Origin of the sequence: Nocardioides salarius (assembly GCF_016907435.1) — a bacterium.
Classification (GTDB): domain Bacteria; phylum Actinomycetota; class Actinomycetes; order Propionibacteriales; family Nocardioidaceae; genus Nocardioides; species Nocardioides salarius.
Map to the genome: position 1 here is coordinate 64,422 of NZ_JAFBBZ010000001.1, position 18,152 is coordinate 82,573.

Here is an 18,152-nt window from a genome sequence, read left to right on the forward strand (position 1 = left end):
GGTCCCCCCACGACGACCACGCTGGTCGTAGTGTTCACACATGGACCGCCGGATCTTCGGGATCGAGAACGAGTACGGCGTCACCTGCACGTTCAAGGGGCAGCGACGACTCAGCCCCGACGAGGTGGCGCGCTACCTGTTCCGCAAGGTCGTCAGCTGGGGGCGCAGCAGCAACGTCTTCCTGCGCAACGGCGCCCGGCTCTACCTCGACGTGGGCAGCCACCCCGAGTACGCAACGCCGGAGTGCGACGACATCGCCGAGCTGGTCACCCACGACAAGGCCGGTGAGCGGGTCCTCGAGGGGCTGCTGCTCGACGCCGAGCAGCGCCTGCACGACGAGGGGATCGCCGGCGAGATCTACCTGTTCAAGAACAACACCGACTCCGCCGGCAACTCCTACGGCTGCCACGAGAACTACCTGGTCGGGCGGGCGGGGGAGTTCTCCCGGCTGGCCGACATCCTCATCCCGTTCCTGGTGACCCGCCAGATCATCGTCGGCGCCGGCAAGGTCACCCAGACCCCGCGCGGGGCGTCGTACTCGGTCTCGCAGCGCGCCGAGCACATCTGGGAGGGCGTCAGCAGCGCCACCACCCGCTCGCGGCCGATCATCAACACCCGCGACGAGCCGCACGCCGACGCCGAGAAGTACCGGCGCCTGCACGTCATCGTGGGCGACTCGAACATGTCGGAGACGACCACCCTGCTCAAGGTCGCCAGCTGCGACCTCGTGCTGCGGATGATCGAGGAGGGCGTGGTGATGCGCGACCTCACGATGGAGAACCCGATCCGCGCGATCCGCGAGATCGCCCACGACACCACCGGGCGGCGCAAGGTGCGCCTGGCCAACGGCCGCGAGGCAAGCGCGCTGGAGATCCAGGCGGAGTACCTCTCCAAGGCACGCGACTTCGTCGACCGGCGCGAGATCAGCACCCCGGTGATCGAGCAGGCCCTCGACCTGTGGGAGCGCACCCTCAAGGCGGTGGAGTCCGACGACCTGGGCCTGGTCGACCGCGAGATCGACTGGGTGATCAAGTGGAAGCTGATGGAGGCCTACCGGGCCAAGCACGGGCTGCCGCTCGGCCACGCCCGGGTCGCCCAGCTCGACCTGGCCTACCACGACATCCACCGCGGGCGCGGCCTCTACTACCTGCTCGAGAAGCGCGGCCAGGTCGCGCGCGTCAGCACCGACCTGAAGATCTTCGAGGCCAAGTCGGTGCCGCCCCAGACCACCCGTGCCCGGCTGCGCGGCGAGTTCATCCGGCGCGCCCAGGAGCGGCGGCGCGACTTCACCGTCGACTGGGTGCACCTCAAGCTCAACGACCAGGCCCAGCGCACGGTGCTGTGCAAGGACCCCTTCAAGGCCCACGACGACCGGGTGCAGCGCCTCATCGAGGGCATGTAGCCCCGGCCCCGCCGGCTGGTGCCGGGCGGATAGGGTGCCGGTGGTCACCGGCGCGAGCGCGGTGGCGCCCGAGTCCTGCGACGTGAAGGATGTTCCCGGTGTTGCGACGCCCCGGACGGCCGATGGCCCTCCTCGTACCTGCTCTGCTGATCCCGGCCCTGGCGGCCTGCGGGTCGGACGGCTCCGACGACGTGCGCAGCGTGGTCTCCTCGGTCGAGGTCACCGGCGAGGTCGGCGAGGAGCCCGAGGTCGAGTGGACCGAGGACGTCGACCAGACCGGCGACGTCGAGGTGGAGGTGCTCGCGGAGGGCGACGGCGCCGAGCTCGACGACGACTCGTCCGTGCTCGTGCAGTACCTGCTCAGCAACGGCTTCGACGAGTCCACGGCGATCAGCACCTACGCCGAGGCCACCCCCGAGGTGCTGGACCTGGGCTCGAACGAGCTGCCCGAGGTCTTCACCGAGGCCCTGTCCGGGCGCCGGGTCGGCGACCGGGTCGCGGTGGGCTTCGAGTCCTCCGAGCTCTTCGGCGAGGTCGGCAACGCCGCCCTCGGCGTGAACAACAAGGACCCGCTGCTGCTGGTGATGGACGTGCTGGGCCCGACCCCCGTCGACGTGCCCTACGCCGAGGAGGGTGAGGGCATCGCGCCCGACCTGGTGCTCGACGAGGACGGGCTGCCGGAGTCGATGCGCTTCAAGGGCATCCCCAAGCCGACCGGCGAGCTGCAGGTCGAGACCGTCGTCGAGGGCGCCGGCCCGGTCGTGCGCAAGGGCGACTCGGTGATGGTCGACTACCTGGGCTCGGTCTACGCCAAGCCCAAGCCGTTCGACACCAGCTTCGGCGCGACCCCGCTGGTGGGCACGCTGGGCCCCGGTGGGTTCGTGGCGGGCTGGAACCAGGGCCTGGCCGGCCAGAGCGTCGGCAGCCGGGTCTGGCTGGTGGTCCCGCCCGAGCTGGGCTACGGCCCGCAGGGCAGCGAGAGCGCCAAGATCAAGGGCACCGACACGCTCTACTTCCTCGTCGACATCCTCGGCGTGGCCCCGCGGCCCGCGGCGGCCGACGCCGCCGACGAGGCGGCCGCGGAGGAGCCCGAGCTCAGCGAGGAGGAGCCCGAGGCGCCCAGCCCGGCGGTCTCCGGCTCGCCGAGCGAGCAGGAGAGCCCGGCCGCCGAGTAGCAGGCCACCGGCACGACGCACCACGACGCAGCACACGACAGCACGACGAGACGAGCAGGGGAGGAGCGGCATGGCGGCGGTACGCAAGAGCGAGCGGCTGATGAACCTGCTCATCATGCTGCTCGTCCAGCGCCACTTCGTGCCCAAGCAGCGGATCCGCTCGATCCTCTACCCCGGCTCCACCGACGACGCCTTCGAGAAGATGTTCGAGCGCGACAAGGAGGAGCTGCGCAGCCTCGGCGTGCCGATCGAGGTGGGCCACATGGACGCCTACTTCGACGACGAGCCCGGCTACCGCATCCAGCCCGAGCAGCTCGGGCTGCCCGCCATCGAGCTCGAGGCCGACGAGGCGGCGGTGATCGGCCTGGCCACCCGGGTCTGGCAGCACGCGCGCCTGGCCGAGGCCACGACCGACGCGGTGCGCAAGCTGAGCGCCGCCGGCATCGACGTCGACGTCAGCGCCCTCGACATCGTCGAGCCGCGCCTGAGCGCCGACGAGCCGTCCTTCGACGTCTTCTGGGAGGCCACCCAGGAGCGCTGCGAGGTCGAGTTCGACTACCGCACCGCCGGCTCCGCCGAGACCATCACCCGGCACCTGCAGCCCTGGGGCGTCGCGCGGCACTCCGGGCGCTGGTACGTCGTGGGCCACGACACCGACCGGGGCGAGGAGCGGGTCTTCCGGCTCTCGCGCGTGCAGGGCCAGGCGCGGCGCCGCGGCCCCGCGGCGGCGTACGACGTGCCGCCGGGCACCGACCTGCAGGCCCTGACCCGACGGCTGGCCCCCACGCCCGCGCCGGAGCAGGCGGTGCTGCTGGTGCGGCGCGGCGCCGGCCACCTGCTGCGCCGTGGTGCCGACAGCATCGAGACCGACGTGGTGGGCCCCGACGACACCACGACGTGGGACCGCCTCGTGCTCACGCGCAGCGCGCTCGGCCTGGCCGACGAGGTGCTGGGCCACGGCAGCGCCGTGGTCGTGGAGGAGCCCCTCGACCTGCGGGCCGAGGTCGTGGCGCGCCTGCGCACCACGCTGGAGACCGCCGCGGGGGAGCGCCGATGAGCGAGACGACACCGCGCCCGGCGGCCTCGGGCGCCAAGGACCAGGTCGCCCGGCTGCTGACCCTGGTGCCCTACCTGCACGCCCGCGACTCGGTGCGCCTCGACGAGGCCGCCGTCGCGCTGGGCGTCAGCCCCCACCAGCTGCTCAAGGACCTCAAGGTCCTGCTGATGTGCGGTCTGCCGGGCGGCTACCCCGACGACCTGATCGACGTCGACCTCGACGCCCTCGAGGATCCGGGCGGCGACGGCGTCATCCGGATCTCGAACGCCGACTACCTCGCCCGCCCGCTGCGCCTGACCCCGACCGAGGCCAGCGCGGTGATCGTGGCGCTGCGCGCGCTGCGCAACGGCGCGAGCCAGGACACCCGCCAGGTCGTCGACCGTGCCCTGGCCAAGCTCGAGGCGGCAGCGGCCGAGGCCGGCTCGGCGCGCATCGACCCCGGCCGCGACGGCGCCGACGTCGACACCGCGCTGCTGGCGCGGCGGCTGCAGGAGGCCGCCACCCAGCGCCGCCAAGTCCGGCTGACCTACTTCGTGCCCGCACGCGACGAGGAGTCGGTGCGCGTGGTCGACCCGCGCGGCGTGGTGAGCGGGCAGGGGTGGAGCTACCTCGACGCCTACTGCCACAGCGCCGACGCGCCCCGGCTCTTCCGGCTCGACCGCGTCAGCGCGGCCGAGGTGCTCGACTCGCGCACCACCACCGACCCCGAGCCGCCACGCGACCTGTCCGAGGGCCTCTTCGCCCGCTCGAGCAGCACGACGGTGGCCACCCTGCGCCTGGCGCCGCTCGCACGCTGGGTCGTGGACTACTACCCCGTCGAGGCCGTACGACCGCTCGGCGAGGGGCCCGAGGCACCCTGGGAGGTCGACCTCCTGGTCGCCGACGGGCGCTGGCTCACCCGGCTGCTGCTGCGCCTGGCCCCGCGCGCGCGCGTGGTGCGACCCGAAGAGTTCACCGACACGTTCCTCGACGAGGCAAGCCGGACGCTCGGTCTCTACGAACACCTCACGTAGCATGGACACGTTCGCGCTCGCCGGCCGAGCCGTCCGCGTGCGACCCCCACACGACAGAAGGTAGTGAAGCTCCATGACCCCCATGATCGGAATGCCCCAGGGTGCTGAGTGGCTGGTCATCCTGGCCATCGTCATCATCGTGTTCGGTGCCGCCAAGCTGCCCGAGCTCGCGCGCGGCACCGGTCAGGCGCTGCGGATCTTCAAGTCCGAGACCAAGGGCCTGCGCGACGACGACAAGGACGACCAGGACGCCCAGGCCACGGTGACTCCCGACCCGTCGCCCAGCGAGCTGCCGCCGGCGCGCACCGACGACGCCGCGCCCCAGACGGGCACTGCGACCACCCCGAACCCCGCCGACAAGCACCACGGCTGAGCCGCCCGGTCCCGCCCAGCGCTCTCGTCTGATACACCCCTGCCCTCGTGTCGACACTCTCCGGGATCGCCAAGCTCTTCCTCGGCAAGCCGATGCACCCCGTCGGCGCCGACGGCCGGATGGCGCTCTCGGACCACCTGCGTGAGCTGCGCGCCCGGGTCCTCAAGGTCGCACTGACCCTGGTCCTGGCCGTCGCGGTCTCCCTGTTCTTCTTCGACCAGCTCTTCGACCTGGTCCTGGGTCCCTACAACAGCGCCCGGGAGAAGCTCGGCGACGAGGTCACCTTCCCCTCGACCAGCGGCGCGGGTGGCGGACTGCTGCTCTACCTCAAGCTGTGCGGCTTCGCCGCGCTGGTGGCCACCAGCCCCGTCTGGCTCTACCAGATCTGGGCCTTCATCCTGCCCGGCCTGCACGCCCACGAGCGCAAGTGGACCCGGGTCTTCGCCGCGATCGCCGGGCCGCTGTTCCTGGGCGGGATCCTGCTCGGCTACCTGACGCTGCCCAAGGGCCTGGAGATCCTGATCGGGTTCAACCCCGAGGGCATCGTCAACATCGTCGAGTTCTCCGAGTACCTGCAGTTCTTCACCCGCACCCTGCTGGTCTTCGGCATCGCCTTCGAGATCCCGGTCTTCGTGGTGCTGCTCAACCTGGCCGGCGTGGTCTCCGGGGCCAGCCTGGGCAAGCACCGGCCCTGGGTCGTCATCGGCATCTTCATCTTCGCCGCGATCGCCACCCCCTCGGCCGACCCGTTCACGATGACGTTCATGGCCGTGCCGATGGTGCTGCTGTTCTTCGTCGCCGAGATCATCGCCCGCTTCAACGACCGCCGTCGCGCCAAGCGCAAGATCAACGCCGGGCTCTCGCCCGACGAGGCCTCGCCCCTGTGACCCGCCGCGCCGACGACACCGGGCCGGTCACCGAGGTCGACCCCTTCGACCTGCCCGAGTGGCTGGGCGAGCAGGACGTGACGTGGCGCGCCGGCTCGGGGCTGCGCACGGGCCACCGGGTCACCGGGCGGCTCGAGGGGCCGGGGGAGCAGGACCACCACCCGTGCGACCTGCTGGCCGTGGACGAGGCCTACCCGCTCCCGGTGCTCGACGACCAGACCCGTTCGCGCGCCCACCTCGCCTGGCGCCACGGCCAGGTGCTGCTGCTGGCCACCGACGGCTCGCCGCTGACCCTCGCCGTGCCCGGCACCGCCTTCGACGCCGACCTGGCCCTCGACGCGCTGAGCCGGCTGGCCAAGGCCGTCGGCGCGTCCCCGGAGCACTACGCGGTGCTGCTGCGCATCGGCCACGACGCCGGACCGGGCCGCGGCTGAGCGCTAGGGTCGGCGGATGCCGCCCCCGCGCGAGATCGCGCTGCTCACCAACCCGACCGCGGGCAAGGGTCGCGGTGCCGCGGCACGCGGCGCGGCGCTGCCCCGGCTGCGTGCGGCGGGCCTGGCGGTGCGCGACCTGCAGGGCGCCGACGCGGCGGAGGCGGCCGACCTGGCCGCCGAGGCCGTCGCGGCCGGGGTGGAGGCCCTGGTGGTCGTCGGTGGGGACGGCCTGGTGCACCTGGCCGCGCAGGTGCTCGCGGGCACCGCGACGCCGCTCGGCGTCGTACCGGCCGGCACCGGCAACGACGTCGCCCGCTACCTCGACCTGCCCCGCCGCGACCCCGCCGCGGCCGCCGACCAGGTGGCTGCGGCGGTGCTGGCGGGCCGCAGCCGGGCGATCGACCTGGCCCGCGAGAGCCGAGGCCGCTGCTTCGTGACGGTGCTGTGCGCGGGCTTCGACGCGGTGGTCAACGAGCGGGCCAACCGGATGACCTGGCCGCACGGCCAGATGCGCTACAACATCGCCACCCTGGCCGAGCTGCGCACCTTCGCGCCGCTGCCCTACGTCCTCGAGCTCGACGGCGCCACCCGCGACCTGGAGGCGATGATGGTCTCGGTGGGCAACGGCCCGTCCTTCGGCGGCGGGCTGCGGATCACCGAGGGGGCGCTGCTCGACGACGGCCTGCTCGACGTGGTGGTGATCAAGCCGATGAGCAAGCCGGCCCTGGTGCGCACCTACCCCCGGCTCTTCACCGGCAGCGTCGCCTCGCACCCCGCCTACGAGCACCACCGCGTCCGCCGGGTGCGGGTCTCGGCGCCCGGGATCGTCGGGTACGCCGACGGCGAGCGGTTCGGCGCGCTGCCGCTGGAGATCGAGGCGGTGCCGGGCGCGCTGCGGGTGCTGGGCTGAGCGCGCCGGCGGCGTACGACACGTGGTTCGGGGCCTCGCGTAGGTTGGGACCATGACGACCGACGAGCTGTCCCCGTCGGAGCGGTACGCGCAGTTCCGGCGTACCCGCGAGCACCCGGTGCTCAAGGACTTCCGCGCCCTCTACGCCTTCCCGCTCGACGAGTTCCAGGTGCAGGCGTGCCGCGAGATCGAGGAGGGCCGCGGCGTGCTGGTCGCGGCGCCCACCGGCTCCGGCAAGACCATCGTGGGCGAGTTCGCGATCCACCTGGCGCTGGCGACGGGCCGCAAGGCGTTCTACACCACGCCGATCAAGGCGCTGTCGAACCAGAAGTACCACGACCTGGTGGACCGCTACGGCGCCGACCAGGTCGGCCTGCTGACCGGTGACAACACCGTCAACGGCGAGGCTCCGATCGTGGTGATGACCACCGAGGTGCTGCGCAACATGCTCTACGCCAGCTCCTCGACGCTGATGGGCCTGGGCTTCGTGGTGATGGACGAGGTGCACTACCTGGCCGACCGCTCGCGGGGCGCGGTGTGGGAAGAGGTCATCATCCACCTGCCCGAGTCGGTGGCGCTGGTCTCGCTCTCGGCGACGGTCTCGAACGCCGAGGAGTTCGGCGAGTGGCTCGAGACGGTGCGGGGCGAGACCACCACGATCGTGGAGGAGAAGCGGCCGGTGCCGCTCTTCCAGCACGTGATGGTGGGGCGCCGCCTGCTCGACCTCTTCGCCTCCTCCGACGTCGACGCCGCGGCCGGCTTCGTCAAGGAGGGCGCCCCGGTCAACGACGACCTGCTCAAGGTCGCCCGCGACGACTGGGCGGCCTCGCGCATCAAGGACCGCCGCTCCCCGCGGGGGCGCTCGCAGCCCGGCCGCTCGTCGCCGGCCAAGCAGGTCGGCAACGGTCGCCGGGTGTGGATCCCCAGCCGGGCCGACGTCATCGACCGGCTCGACCGCGAGGGCCTGCTGCCGGCGATCGTCTTCATCTTCAGCCGGGTCGGCTGCGACGCGGCGGTCACCCAGTGCCTCAACGCCGGGGTGCGGCTGACCAGCCCGCGCGAGCGCGACGAGATCTTCGCCTACGTCGAGAACGCCTGCTCGCACCTCTCGGCCGACGACCTGCACGTGCTGGGCTACCACGACTTCCTCGACGGACTGACCCGTGGCGTGGCCGCGCACCACGCCGGCATGCTGCCGGCCTTCAAGCAGTGCGTGGAGGAGCTCTACGAGCGCGGCCTGTGCAAGGTCGTCTTCGCCACCGAGACCCTCGCGCTGGGCATCAACATGCCGGCGCGCACCGTGGTCATCGAGAAGCTCTCGAAGTGGAACGGCGAGACCCATGCCGACATCACACCGGGGGAGTACACCCAGCTCACCGGACGCGCCGGGCGCCGCGGCCTCGACACCGAGGGCCACGGTGTCGTGCTCTGGCAGCCGGGGATGAACCCGCGCGAGCTGGCGGGGCTGGCCTCGACGCGCACCTATCCGCTGCGCTCGTCGTTCCGCCCGTCGTACAACATGGCCGTCAACCTGGTGCACCAGTTCGGGCGGCACACCGCGCGCGAGCTGCTCGAGCAGTCCTTCGCGCAGTTCCAGGCCGACAAGGCCGTCGTGGGCCTGGCGCGCCAGCTGCGCAAGAGCGAGGACGCGCTGGAGGGCTACGCCGAGGCCGCGCAGTGCCACCTGGGCGACTTCATGGAGTACGCCGCGCTGCGCCGCCAGATCAGCGACGTCGAGAAGGGCGCCAACAAGGCCCGGCGCGCCGACCGCCGCGCGGAGGCCATCGAGTCACTGCGCCACCTCAAGCCCGGCGACGTCATCGAGGTGCCCACCGGCAAGTTCGCCGGGTACGCCGTGGTGGTCGACCCCGGCTGGTCGCCGGACGGGCCCCGGCCGCTGGTGGTCACGCTGGAGAAGCAGTCGCGCCGGTTGGCGATGATGGACTTCCCCGAGCCGGTCGAGGCCCTGACGCGGCTGAAGATCTCGCGCTCCTTCAACGCCCGCAACCCGCAGATGCGCCGCGACCTGGCCGCCCAGCTGCGGATGCGCACCCGGGACCTGCCGCCGCGCCACCTGCGCAAGGGCGCGCAGGCGCCGGGCCGTCCCCACGGTGGCGAGCCCAGCGTGTGGGAGAGCGAGGTGACCGAGCTGCGCCGCCGGCTCAAGGCGCACCCGTGCCACGAGTGCGCCGAGCGCGAGGACCACTCCCGCTGGGCCGAGCGCTACTTCAAGCTCGAGCGCGACGCCGCGACCCTGGCCCGCCGGGTGGAGAGCCGCACCAACACCGTGGCCCGCCAGTTCGACCGGGTGTGCGAGGTGCTGACGGCGCTGGGCTACCTGAGCGACGAGGGTGTCGACGCCGTGGTGACCGAGCAGGGCATGCACCTGCGCCGGCTCTACTCCGACATGGACCTGGTGGCCGCCGAGTCGCTGCGCCTGGGGGTCTGGGACGACCTGTCGCCCTCCGGCCTGGCCGCCGCCCTGTCGACGCTGGTCTTCGAGGCTCGCCGACCTGACGACGCCTCGTCGCCGCGGGTGCCTGGTGGGCCCACCAAGGACGCCATCGGCGCGATGGTGCGGCTGTGGGGCGACCTGGACCGCCTCGAGAAGGACCACAAGCTCGACTACCTGCGCCAGCCCGACCTCGGCTTCGCCTGGATCGCCTACCGCTGGTGCGAGGGCGACGACCTCGACGACGTGCTCGGTGAGAGCGAGCTGGCCGCCGGTGACTTCGTGCGGTGGATGAAGCAGCTGCTCGACCTGGCCGGCCAGGTCGCCGACGCCGCCGGTGACTCGCCGGTGCGGCGCACGGCGCGCCAGGCCATCGCCTCGATGCGGCGCGGCGTCGTGGCCTACTCCGGAGTCACCGAGGAGGAGTAGGTGCCGATGCCGGGGACGACGACGAGTCGTTGGTCCTGGGGTCCGGTCCAGGTGTAGTGGCCGTGGTCCATGCGTCGGTAGCGCCATCGTTTGGTGGGGTCGGTGGTGGTCTTGGCGCGGTGATGTCGCCGGCAGAGTGGGGCGAGGTTGCCTGGGTGTGTCTGGCCGGGTGGTCCGTGGGGGTCGTAGGGGTCGATGTGGTCGAGGTCGCAGCGCCTGGCGGGGCGGCGGCAGTCGGGGAAGACGCAGTGCTGGTCGCGCTGGACGACCAGCTCGCGCATCCACTGCGGCGGGTCGTGGGCATCGACGGGGTCGCCGCGGTCGGGGTCGAGGACCGGGGTCACCGTGACCCGGGCGCCGGTGAGCCAGTCGCGGATCATCGCGCTGGTCGCGGGGCCGAGGTCCTCCACTCGCCCCAGGGGTGTGATCTCGCCCTCGGGGGTCGCGGTGAGGTGCACGTAGGCCTTGTACGGCCGGCTCGGTGCGGGGCTCTCGCCGTGGGCGCGGGCCCGGTCGACGATGACCTGCAGCGCCAGCACCCGACGCCGCGCCAGGGGCAAGTCGGGGTGGGTGGCCAGCAGGTCGTGGGCGACACGCCCCACCAGGTCGTGGAGGTCGGCCAGGGTGGCGGTGTCGCCGGTGATCTGCATCCACGAGGTCCCCAACCACCGCTGGTCGCGGCCGTCGCCGTGGGTCAGCGTCACGTCCCACGACTCCCGCGCCTGCTGCTCGGCCTCTTGATGGGCGTCGGTGTCGTAGCGGGCCCGGGCGGTCTCGACGAGCCGGGCCAGCACCACGGGGCCGACCCGGTGGGCGCGGGCGGCGATCTCAGCGTCGACGTAGGCGGCCGCGTCGGGGGAGAGCGACGAGGTGGCTTGGGCGATGCTGCGTGCGCGCCACACGGGCACCTCGAGGGCCTCGACTCGTGCCATCACCCGCGGCAGCCGGTGCGCCAGCTCGAGCGCGTCGGCCATGAGGGTCAGGGCGGCGGTGGTGGAGATCTCCATCGCTGCGGCGAGGGGTTCGGCGGAGAACGCCGCGACCATCGGGCGCCCGTCCCCACCGATCTTCTCCGGACAGTCCAGGTCGCCCCCGACCTCCCCGAACCCCGCCGCCCACTTGGGATCGTCGACGGTGTTGGTCTCGCACCAGCGGATCGTGGCGTGCAGCACCGCCAGCGCTGCGGCGGCCTCGCGTGCCTTGGCCTGCTCGGCGAACCACAGCACCGAGTCCCGGTCCAGGTCATCGACCCGAACCGGACCACCCGCGAGGTCCGTCTCGATCAGCATGCATCCACTCAAGCACCAGGCACCGACAGTCGCGCTGCACCCGTGCTGACCTGCGACGATGCTGTCGATCGGGTGTCCCCAGCGAGGACGTCGACGGCCAGGGTCGTGCGCGGTCGTCGTGATGACGAACCGAATGGTCCGGCTCTGACGATGAGCGGTCGCGGTGTCCAGCGGTTCGCATAGTCTCTGCGCGTGCCTGCGAACGACATCGCCACCGTTGCGACCAACGCCGGAATGCTCGCTCTCTGGAGGTCCTCAGCCTTTGCCGATGTCGATGGCTACGAGGTGTGGGAGGAGCGAGTGAACGATCGCCTCGATGACGCGATCCAATCCGGGGAACTTGTTCCAATCGGTATCCAGAGTGACGGCGCATGGGGTGTGCGCCTCGCCGTCGCCCCAGACGCTGCGACGGAGCGAGAAGCCGCCTACACAGTCGTCACCAGCGAGCCCTACCTCCTCTTAGCGGACGGCAGCCCAATTGTTCTCAGCGGAGTCGAAACCGTCGGCGACCCCACAGCAAGCCCTGTGAGCCGAGGCGTCCGGATCTGCCGATGAGCGGTCGAGTCGGTGCCCAGTACGACCAAGGGTGCTGTGGCAGACACAATGACGCCATGAAGGCTTTACGCATCGTCGGGGCGCTCGCCGCCGCCGCCTGGGCCGTTGCCAATGTTGTGCAATCGCATCTCGTGACCGCAGCAGTCTGGGGAGGGGTCGCGCTGTTCATCGGCTGGACCGTGTTCCGGCCTTCGCGAACGGTAAATGGTCCGCAGGACATCACGACGGGGATGCGTCTCTACGGCATCGGGTTCTGCATCGCGATGCTCGCGGTAGCCATCGGGTTCGCCGTCGCGGCGGCTGGAGCCAGTGAGGATTCCCGAGGCACCTACATCGGCGTAGCGGTGCTGACGGGTGCCTACGGATTAGCGATGACCGCGCTGGTCGCGACCTTGGAGCGGAAGGGGCGGGCATGGCAACGCACGGAGGTCGGATGATCGGCCAGGACCGTCGACGCACGCTTCTGCCGCGTAGCGTGCGCCCGCGACCATCCGGTTCTGCCGCTACTTGGCCGGGTCGGAGGTGGCTTGCGTGGGCCTCCTGAAGGCTTCGTGACGGTCATCCTCGTTGCACGGCGGCGAGTCTTCGGGCGCGAGCGCAGACGTGTCGCGCCTCGCGCGCCCCAAAAGGAGCAGACAGAGAGCGCAAAGCAGCAACGCTCCGAGAGCCACCGCCATGGAGATGCCTGCCCAGTAGTCGTACAGCGAGGTTTCCACGGCACACGTAGAGCAGGAATCGTCCCCTCGCGCCTGCGCAACAGACCTGAGGTAAGAAGCCGCGAGGAAGGACAGTCCGGCGAGTAGCCCTACTCCCGCGGACCTGCTCAGGAGCAGCAAGCGGGGTGTCATGGGAATGGAATTCCGAGAGCCCGAACTCGTCGTCATGGCACTCATCCTCGCAGGACAATGCGCCAGGCTGAAGCATCCGCATCTGCTTGTTATGCACGTGATCCAGCAGGACATTTCGACCAGCCGTTGTGGCTGCCTGTCGACGGAGCTGGAGGCCCCGAGATGTCGCTGCTCGATCCGTGTCTGATCCGTTCTCGAGGGCCGTCGGGGCAGGTGGTGGCCCGGCTCGGGATGCCGCTGGTCGATGACTACCTGGAGTTCCTGGAGGGGCGGTGTCGGCCGAACACGGTGCTCGCTGCGGCCTATGACCTGCGGGTGTTCTTCGCGGTGGTGGCCAAGCCGGCCCACGAGGTCCGTGCTGGGGACGTGCTCGGTTTCATCACCGCTCAGCGCACTGGTCGCACCAGCACCGAGGCGCTGCAGCCGGTCGGTGAGGACGACGGCACGGTGGGGGTGTCGATGAGTACGGTGGCGCGGCGGTTGTCGATCATCTCGGGGTTCTTCGCCTATCTGCAGGCTCGTGGTGACATCACCGCGAACCCGGTGCCGCGCGGTCTGCCCACGCGGAGGGAACGCTCGCGTGCGGGGCAGGGGGTGCCGCTGACCCGGCGCACGCGTCGGTTGCCGCGCATCCTGACTCCCCTCGAGGTTGACCAGCTCACCGCCGCGCTGCGCACGCACCGCGACCGGGCGATGGTCGCGGCGATGGTGTTCGGTGGGCTGCGGCGCTGCGAGGTCCTGGGGCTGCGGCTGGAGGACCTGCGGGTCGCGGAACGGCGGGTGTTCATCGCCGACGGCAAGGGCGGCCACCAGCGGCTGGTGCCGGTCTCATCGCGCTTCTTCGCCGCCCTCGCGGCCTACCTGGACACCGAACGCCCAGCCGATGCGGACACCGACCGGGTCTTCGTGGTCCTCAAGGGGCCCACCCGCGGTCGCGCGTTGTCGGTACGCGGGCTGGACGAGGTGCTCGCCGGCGCGAAGCGGCGGGCAGGGTTGGCGCACGCGACCTGCCACGAGCTGCGCCACACCTGCCTGACCCGGCTCCGCGAGGCCGGGATGGCACTGGAGGCGGTCCAGGCCCAGGCCGGACACGCCTCGATCGAGTCCACCCGGATCTACCTGCACCTGGCCGATGACTGGCTCTCGGCGCAGTACCGCAAGGCCGCTGAGGTCCTCGACGCCCAGCTCTACGCCGGGCACCAGGACACCACCGGTGGGAGCGCCCGGTGAGCGGGCCGCTGCTGCTGCCGACCTGGGAGCAGCTGGGCGTGCGCCCGCAGGTGGTGGCCACGATGCGCCGCTACCTGGAGCAGATCGGATGCGTGCTGCGTCCGGGCAGCGTCGCTGGCGCCGACCTGGCGCTGCGCTCGTTCGCGGCGTACTTGGTCGAGGCCGCCCCGGAGGTCACCAGCATCGCCCAGGTCACCCGGCGCCACGTCGAGGACTACAAGCCCTGGCTGGCGGCCCGTCCGGGCCAGAACAAGGACCGGGTCACCACCGCGACCCTGGCACACCGGCTCGGCACACTGCGGATGTTCTTCGTCCGCATCGATGAGTGGGGCTGGGACCAGGCACCACCACGGGTGCCGATGTTCCCCGGCGACCTGCCCCGCCAAGACCATCCGTTGCCCAAGGCGCTCGACGATGCCGCGGCCGCGAAGCTGCTCCGCGCCGCCCAGGCCGAGCCCCGGCTGCTGGTCCGCGTCACCATCGAGGTGCTCCTGCGCACCGGGCTGCGGGTCAGCGAGTTCACCGCGCTGTCTGCCGACGCTGTGGTCCAGATCGGTGCCGCACCCTGGCTGCACGTCCCGGTCGGCAAGCTGCGCGAGGACCGCTACCTGCCGCTTCACCCGCACCTGGTGGTTCTCATCGAGCAGTACCGCAGCGCTCACGTGCCCGCCGAACACCCGCTGCTGCTGCCCCGGGAGAACGGACGAGCGCTGGACCGCCACACCGTCACCAGGTTCATCAACAAGGCCGGCACCGCAGCCGGATTGGCGCACATCCACCCCCACCAGCTGCGACACACCCTGGCCACCCAAGCCATCAACCGCGGCATGTCGCTCGAGGCGATCGCAGCGATGCTCGGCCACCGCAGCATGGACATGACGCTGCGCTACGCCAAGATCGCCAACCGCACCGTGGCCGACGAGTACTTCGCCGTCACCGACCAGGTCGACGCCCTCTACGCCAAGACCGAACCGCTGCCCGCCGACGCCATCGGACCCAAAATGGCCCGGCTGCGCCGCGAGCACCACCGACTCCTCGGCAACGGCCACTGCACCCGCCCCGCCGAGCTGGACTGCGCCTTCGAGTCGATCTGCGAGAACTGCAGCTTCTTCCAAACCAGCATCGAGTTCCGACCCACACTCCAGGCCCAGCACGACGACGCCGAGAAGAAGGGCCAACACCACCGAGCCGACCTCTTCAACCAGCTCCTCACCGGCCTCACGGAAGGCGAAGCATCATGAGCGACCGCCCCGATCCTGTGCATAATGCCGCTGATAGGGCGCGGTCGTGCCGAGATGACTGTGGGTGGCGCCGTAGGCAAGAGGACCGAAGGGCTATACAACGGCGTCAGCTCCGCGGCGACCTGGCGTCGCTCGGTCGTTCGGTCCTTCTGGCTACAAAAGCGCTCTCATGCCGCGATCGCGCGCAGTTGTCGAAGAGCGGTCGTCTGGCAAGCGGACCTTCATACTTGCGGCCATGGCGAAGAAGGGTCGGGCGCGTGACGTCGCACGAGGGCGGGGTACGGCTGAGGTTCGGATAGATCACGCGGTAATCGAGCCCGACGACCTGGCCTGGCTCGCGCCCGTGCGGAGGCTCACTCTGTGGGCCGTCGACGTGCCCGGGGGCTTCCTTGGGACCTTGCCGAACCTCGACTGGTTGGACGTCAGGGGAGGGTCCGGCGCGTCTGCGGACTTCGTGATCGGCTGTGAGCGACTTCGATACCTCGCGATTAACCAGGTCAGGGACCTGTCAGACGTATCTGCGGTTGGGGATCTTGTGAACTTGGAACTGCTCGACCTCTACGGGCTCCCCAAGGTGACCGCCCTTCCCAGTCTGGCTCGACTGCGGTCTCTTGCTCGGCTGGAACTCGGTTCACTCAAGGGCCTTGGAAGCATCGCACCGGCACTCGACGCACCCGCACTTGAAGAGTTGTGTCTCAGCAGTGCTGTGTCGATGGAGGCCAACGACCCTCTCCGCATCCGCGACGCGTCCCAGATCAAGGCGTTCTCGTGGTTCGCACAGGACGTACCGGACCGGGTCTGGGTGCCGGTGGTGCAGGTGGTCGACAAGCCCGCGGCCCGCGCCGTCATGCCCGCGGACTGGCTTGCCGAGCGCGCCTGAGAAACGCCCGCTTCTGACGCGATGTACTCCGAACGAGGACGGACCCCAAGGAAGTGTCCGCTCCGCGATCGGGGCTGCCGCGCCGCGAGCCACGGCCGTAGGTGCCGCTGCCCGCAGCTAGCCTGTCTGGGTGACTACGACACTCCCCGAGACACCGCGCCGGGCCTTCGCTGTGCCGGCCTTCGCGGGCGTGCTGGTCGGCATCGCCGCCGTAGCCGTTGCCTGCTTCGTGCTGGTGCCCCGTCACGGAGACCTGTCACCACTGGCGGACGCCGTCGTCGCTGTGGGCGGTTCGATCGCCCTGGCTGGACTCGCGCTGTGCGTGCCTGCGAGGACTCGGGCGCTCGGTGCAGGCGTGGCCGCCGGGGCGGTCCTGGGCCTGCTCCTGGCCTGGAGCGCCCTCATCGTCTTCGTGTTCCTCGTCATCGGTCCCTGATCCGCCGGCCGCTCGGCCGCCGTCCAGCGAGCGCCGCCGGCAGACCCGTCAGAGGGTGGCGAGGACCGCGTTGAGACGCTCGACGGGGCTGTCGAGGCCCCACCGCTCGGCCAGCTCGGCGAGACGGTCGGGGTCGGCGGGGGAGTGCGGCAGCGCGAAGCCAGTGCGCTCGAGGTCGAGCGAGCGGCGTACGGCCACGACCTCGGGCGCCACGGCCAGGTAGTCGGCCGCGGCCTTGATCTTCGCCCGCGGGCCCGGGCCCATCCCGGAGTCGGGATCCTCGGCGGCGGCGATGATGCCGGCCATGTCGCCGTGGCGGGCCAGCAGCGTCGCCGCGGTCTTCTCACCGACGCCCTTGACCCCGGGCAGGCCGTCGGAGGCGTCCCCGCGCATGGTGGAGAAGTCGGCGTACTGTGCGGCCTCGACGTCGTACTTGGCCCGCACCCACGCGTTGTCGACCCGCTCGTGCCTGCCCACCCCGCGGGCGATGTAGAGCACCCGCACGTCGGCCTCGTCGTCGACGAGCTGGAAGAGGTCGCGGTCGCCGGTGACGATGTCGACCGGCTGGCCGGCGCCGGTGGCGAGCGTGCCGATCACGTCGTCGGCCTCCGCCTCGGGGGCACCGACGACCTTGATGCCGTAGGCGGCCAGCACGTCGCGGATGATCGGGACCTGCACCTGCAGCGGGTCGGGGACCTCCTCGACGTCGGGGGCGGTCTCGACCTCCTCCTCGACACGGTGCGACTTGTAGGTCGGCACCAGGTCGACGCGCCACTGCGGGCGCCAGTCGTCGTCCCAGCAGCAGACCAGGTCGGTGGGGCGGTACTCGTCGACGAGCCGGGTGATGAAGTCGAGCAGGCCCCGCACGGCGTTGACCGGGGTGGTCCCGTCGGGGGCCAGGATCTCCGGCACCCCGAAGAAGGCACGGAAGTACATGGAGGCGGTGTCGAGGAGCATCAGGCGGCCGGGCTGCTGGGTCACCGGCGCAGTCTTGCAGGGGTCGTGACGGCGCCGCGACCCCGCCGGGCACTAGGGTGCAGGAGTGAGCCATCCCGGAGTCGAGGCGACCGACCGCAAGATCTTGGCCCTGCTGGCCCACGACGGCCGGATGTCCTTCACCGACCTGGGCAAGGCGACGGGCCTGTCGACGTCGGCGGTGCACCAGCGCGTCAAGCGGCTCGAGCAGCGCGACCTGATCCAGGGCTACGGCGCGACGATCAACCACGCCGAGATCGGGGTGCCGCTCGCCGCCTTCATCTCCATCCGCCCGATCGACCCCTCGCAGCCCGACGACTGCGCGGCCCGCCTCGAGCACATCGAGGAGATCGAGTCGTGCTGGTCGGTGGCGGGGGAGGAGTCCTACGTGCTGCTGGTGCGCTGCACCTCCCCGGCCGCGCTGGAGGACCTGCTCGCCCGGGTGCGCGCCGCGGCCAACGTCTCGACCCGCACCACCATCGTGCTGACGACCTACTACGAGAACCGCCCGGTCACCGGCACCGGCGAGGACCCGGAGGCCTGAGCCCCCGGGCCGTCGCAGCGCG

At 71.3% G+C, this 18,152-nt stretch carries 18 protein-coding genes; 16 read left to right on the forward strand and 2 right to left on the reverse strand.

The window, feature by feature from the left end; genetic code table 11:
• The first annotated feature begins 40 nt into the window (after positions 1-40).
• The 9 genes from pafA to JOE61_RS00360 all read left to right on the forward strand — a co-directional run bounded on the left by pafA (position 41) and on the right by JOE61_RS00360 (position 10,132).
• Positions 41-1,402, forward strand: coding sequence for a Pup--protein ligase (gene pafA / locus JOE61_RS00320; RefSeq protein WP_193668822.1), 1,362 nt, complete (start codon positions 41-43; stop codon positions 1,400-1,402).
• Positions 1,403-1,500: 98 nt separating this feature from the next.
• Entirely contained in the window at positions 1,501-2,577 is a 1,077-nt protein-coding gene (locus JOE61_RS00325; protein ID WP_193668821.1) for an FKBP-type peptidyl-prolyl cis-trans isomerase, read from the forward strand.
• A gap of 70 nt (positions 2,578-2,647) precedes the next feature.
• The gene (locus JOE61_RS00330; protein WP_193668820.1) at positions 2,648-3,634 is read left to right on the forward strand and encodes a helix-turn-helix transcriptional regulator; all 987 of its coding nucleotides are present in this window, start codon (positions 2,648-2,650) and stop codon (positions 3,632-3,634) included.
• Positions 3,631-4,647 carry a helix-turn-helix transcriptional regulator gene (locus JOE61_RS00335; protein WP_193668819.1) on the forward strand — a complete coding sequence of 339 codons (1,017 nt, stop codon included), beginning with the start codon at positions 3,631-3,633 and terminating at the stop codon, positions 4,645-4,647. Before JOE61_RS00330 ends, JOE61_RS00335 begins: the two co-directional genes overlap by 4 nt.
• 73 nt (positions 4,648-4,720) lie before the next feature.
• Complete coding sequence (locus JOE61_RS00340) at positions 4,721-5,020, forward strand: twin-arginine translocase TatA/TatE family subunit (protein WP_227491661.1); 300 nt, start codon at positions 4,721-4,723, stop codon at positions 5,018-5,020.
• 47 nt (positions 5,021-5,067) lie between these two features.
• Positions 5,068-5,907: a twin-arginine translocase subunit TatC gene (gene tatC, locus JOE61_RS00345; RefSeq protein WP_307822722.1), complete on the forward strand. Its 840-nt coding sequence runs from the start codon at positions 5,068-5,070 to the stop codon at positions 5,905-5,907.
• On the forward strand, positions 5,904-6,341 hold the full coding sequence (locus tag JOE61_RS00350; protein ID WP_193668818.1) for a hypothetical protein: 438 nt from the start codon (positions 5,904-5,906) through the stop codon (positions 6,339-6,341). The genes tatC and JOE61_RS00350 overlap by 4 nt, the downstream gene beginning before the upstream one ends.
• A 16-nt stretch (positions 6,342-6,357) precedes the next feature.
• Positions 6,358-7,251 carry a YegS/Rv2252/BmrU family lipid kinase gene (locus tag JOE61_RS00355; RefSeq protein WP_193668817.1) on the forward strand — a complete coding sequence of 298 codons (894 nt, stop codon included), beginning with the start codon at positions 6,358-6,360 and terminating at the stop codon, positions 7,249-7,251.
• A gap of 52 nt (positions 7,252-7,303) precedes the next feature.
• Complete coding sequence (locus JOE61_RS00360; RefSeq protein ID WP_193668816.1) at positions 7,304-10,132, forward strand: DEAD/DEAH box helicase; 2,829 nt, start codon at positions 7,304-7,306, stop codon at positions 10,130-10,132.
• Here the strand turns inward: JOE61_RS00360 and JOE61_RS00365 are convergent.
• Positions 10,105-11,421: an HNH endonuclease signature motif containing protein gene (locus tag JOE61_RS00365; RefSeq protein WP_193668815.1), complete on the reverse strand. Its 1,317-nt coding sequence runs from the start codon at positions 11,419-11,421 to the stop codon at positions 10,105-10,107. The genes JOE61_RS00360 and JOE61_RS00365 overlap by 28 nt on opposite strands.
• A gap of 192 nt (positions 11,422-11,613) precedes the next feature.
• On the opposite strand from JOE61_RS00365, the gene JOE61_RS00370 reads away from it, so the two are divergent.
• The 6 genes from JOE61_RS00370 (at position 11,614) to JOE61_RS00395 (ending at position 16,611) form a co-directional block, all read left to right on the forward strand.
• The gene (locus JOE61_RS00370) at positions 11,614-11,976 is read left to right on the forward strand and encodes a hypothetical protein (protein ID WP_193668814.1); all 363 of its coding nucleotides are present in this window, start codon (positions 11,614-11,616) and stop codon (positions 11,974-11,976) included.
• 56 nt (positions 11,977-12,032) lie between these two features.
• Positions 12,033-12,413, forward strand: a complete 381-nt coding sequence (locus JOE61_RS00375; protein ID WP_193668813.1) for a hypothetical protein — start codon at positions 12,033-12,035, stop codon at positions 12,411-12,413.
• 627 nt (positions 12,414-13,040) lie between these two features.
• Positions 13,041-14,054: a tyrosine-type recombinase/integrase gene (locus JOE61_RS00380; protein WP_204797112.1), complete on the forward strand. Its 1,014-nt coding sequence runs from the start codon at positions 13,041-13,043 to the stop codon at positions 14,052-14,054.
• The gene (locus JOE61_RS00385; protein ID WP_193668812.1) at positions 14,051-15,295 is read left to right on the forward strand and encodes a tyrosine-type recombinase/integrase; all 1,245 of its coding nucleotides are present in this window, start codon (positions 14,051-14,053) and stop codon (positions 15,293-15,295) included. The genes JOE61_RS00380 and JOE61_RS00385 overlap by 4 nt, the downstream gene beginning before the upstream one ends.
• A 235-nt stretch (positions 15,296-15,530) precedes the next feature.
• Positions 15,531-16,175 carry a leucine-rich repeat domain-containing protein gene (locus JOE61_RS00390; RefSeq protein WP_193668811.1) on the forward strand — a complete coding sequence of 215 codons (645 nt, stop codon included), beginning with the start codon at positions 15,531-15,533 and terminating at the stop codon, positions 16,173-16,175.
• 130 nt (positions 16,176-16,305) lie between these two features.
• Positions 16,306-16,611 (forward strand): hypothetical protein, encoded by a 306-nt coding sequence (locus JOE61_RS00395; RefSeq protein ID WP_193668810.1) that lies wholly within the window; start codon positions 16,306-16,308, stop codon positions 16,609-16,611.
• A gap of 48 nt (positions 16,612-16,659) precedes the next feature.
• On the opposite strand, the gene JOE61_RS00400 is transcribed toward JOE61_RS00395, so the two are convergent.
• Positions 16,660-17,568, reverse strand: a complete 909-nt coding sequence (locus JOE61_RS00400) for a 5'-3' exonuclease (protein ID WP_193668933.1) — start codon at positions 17,566-17,568, stop codon at positions 16,660-16,662.
• Between the two features lie 85 nt (positions 17,569-17,653).
• On the opposite strand from JOE61_RS00400, the gene JOE61_RS00405 reads away from it, so the two are divergent.
• Positions 17,654-18,130, forward strand: coding sequence for an Lrp/AsnC family transcriptional regulator (locus tag JOE61_RS00405; RefSeq protein ID WP_204797113.1), 477 nt, complete (start codon positions 17,654-17,656; stop codon positions 18,128-18,130).
• Positions 18,131-18,152 lie beyond the last annotated feature (22 nt).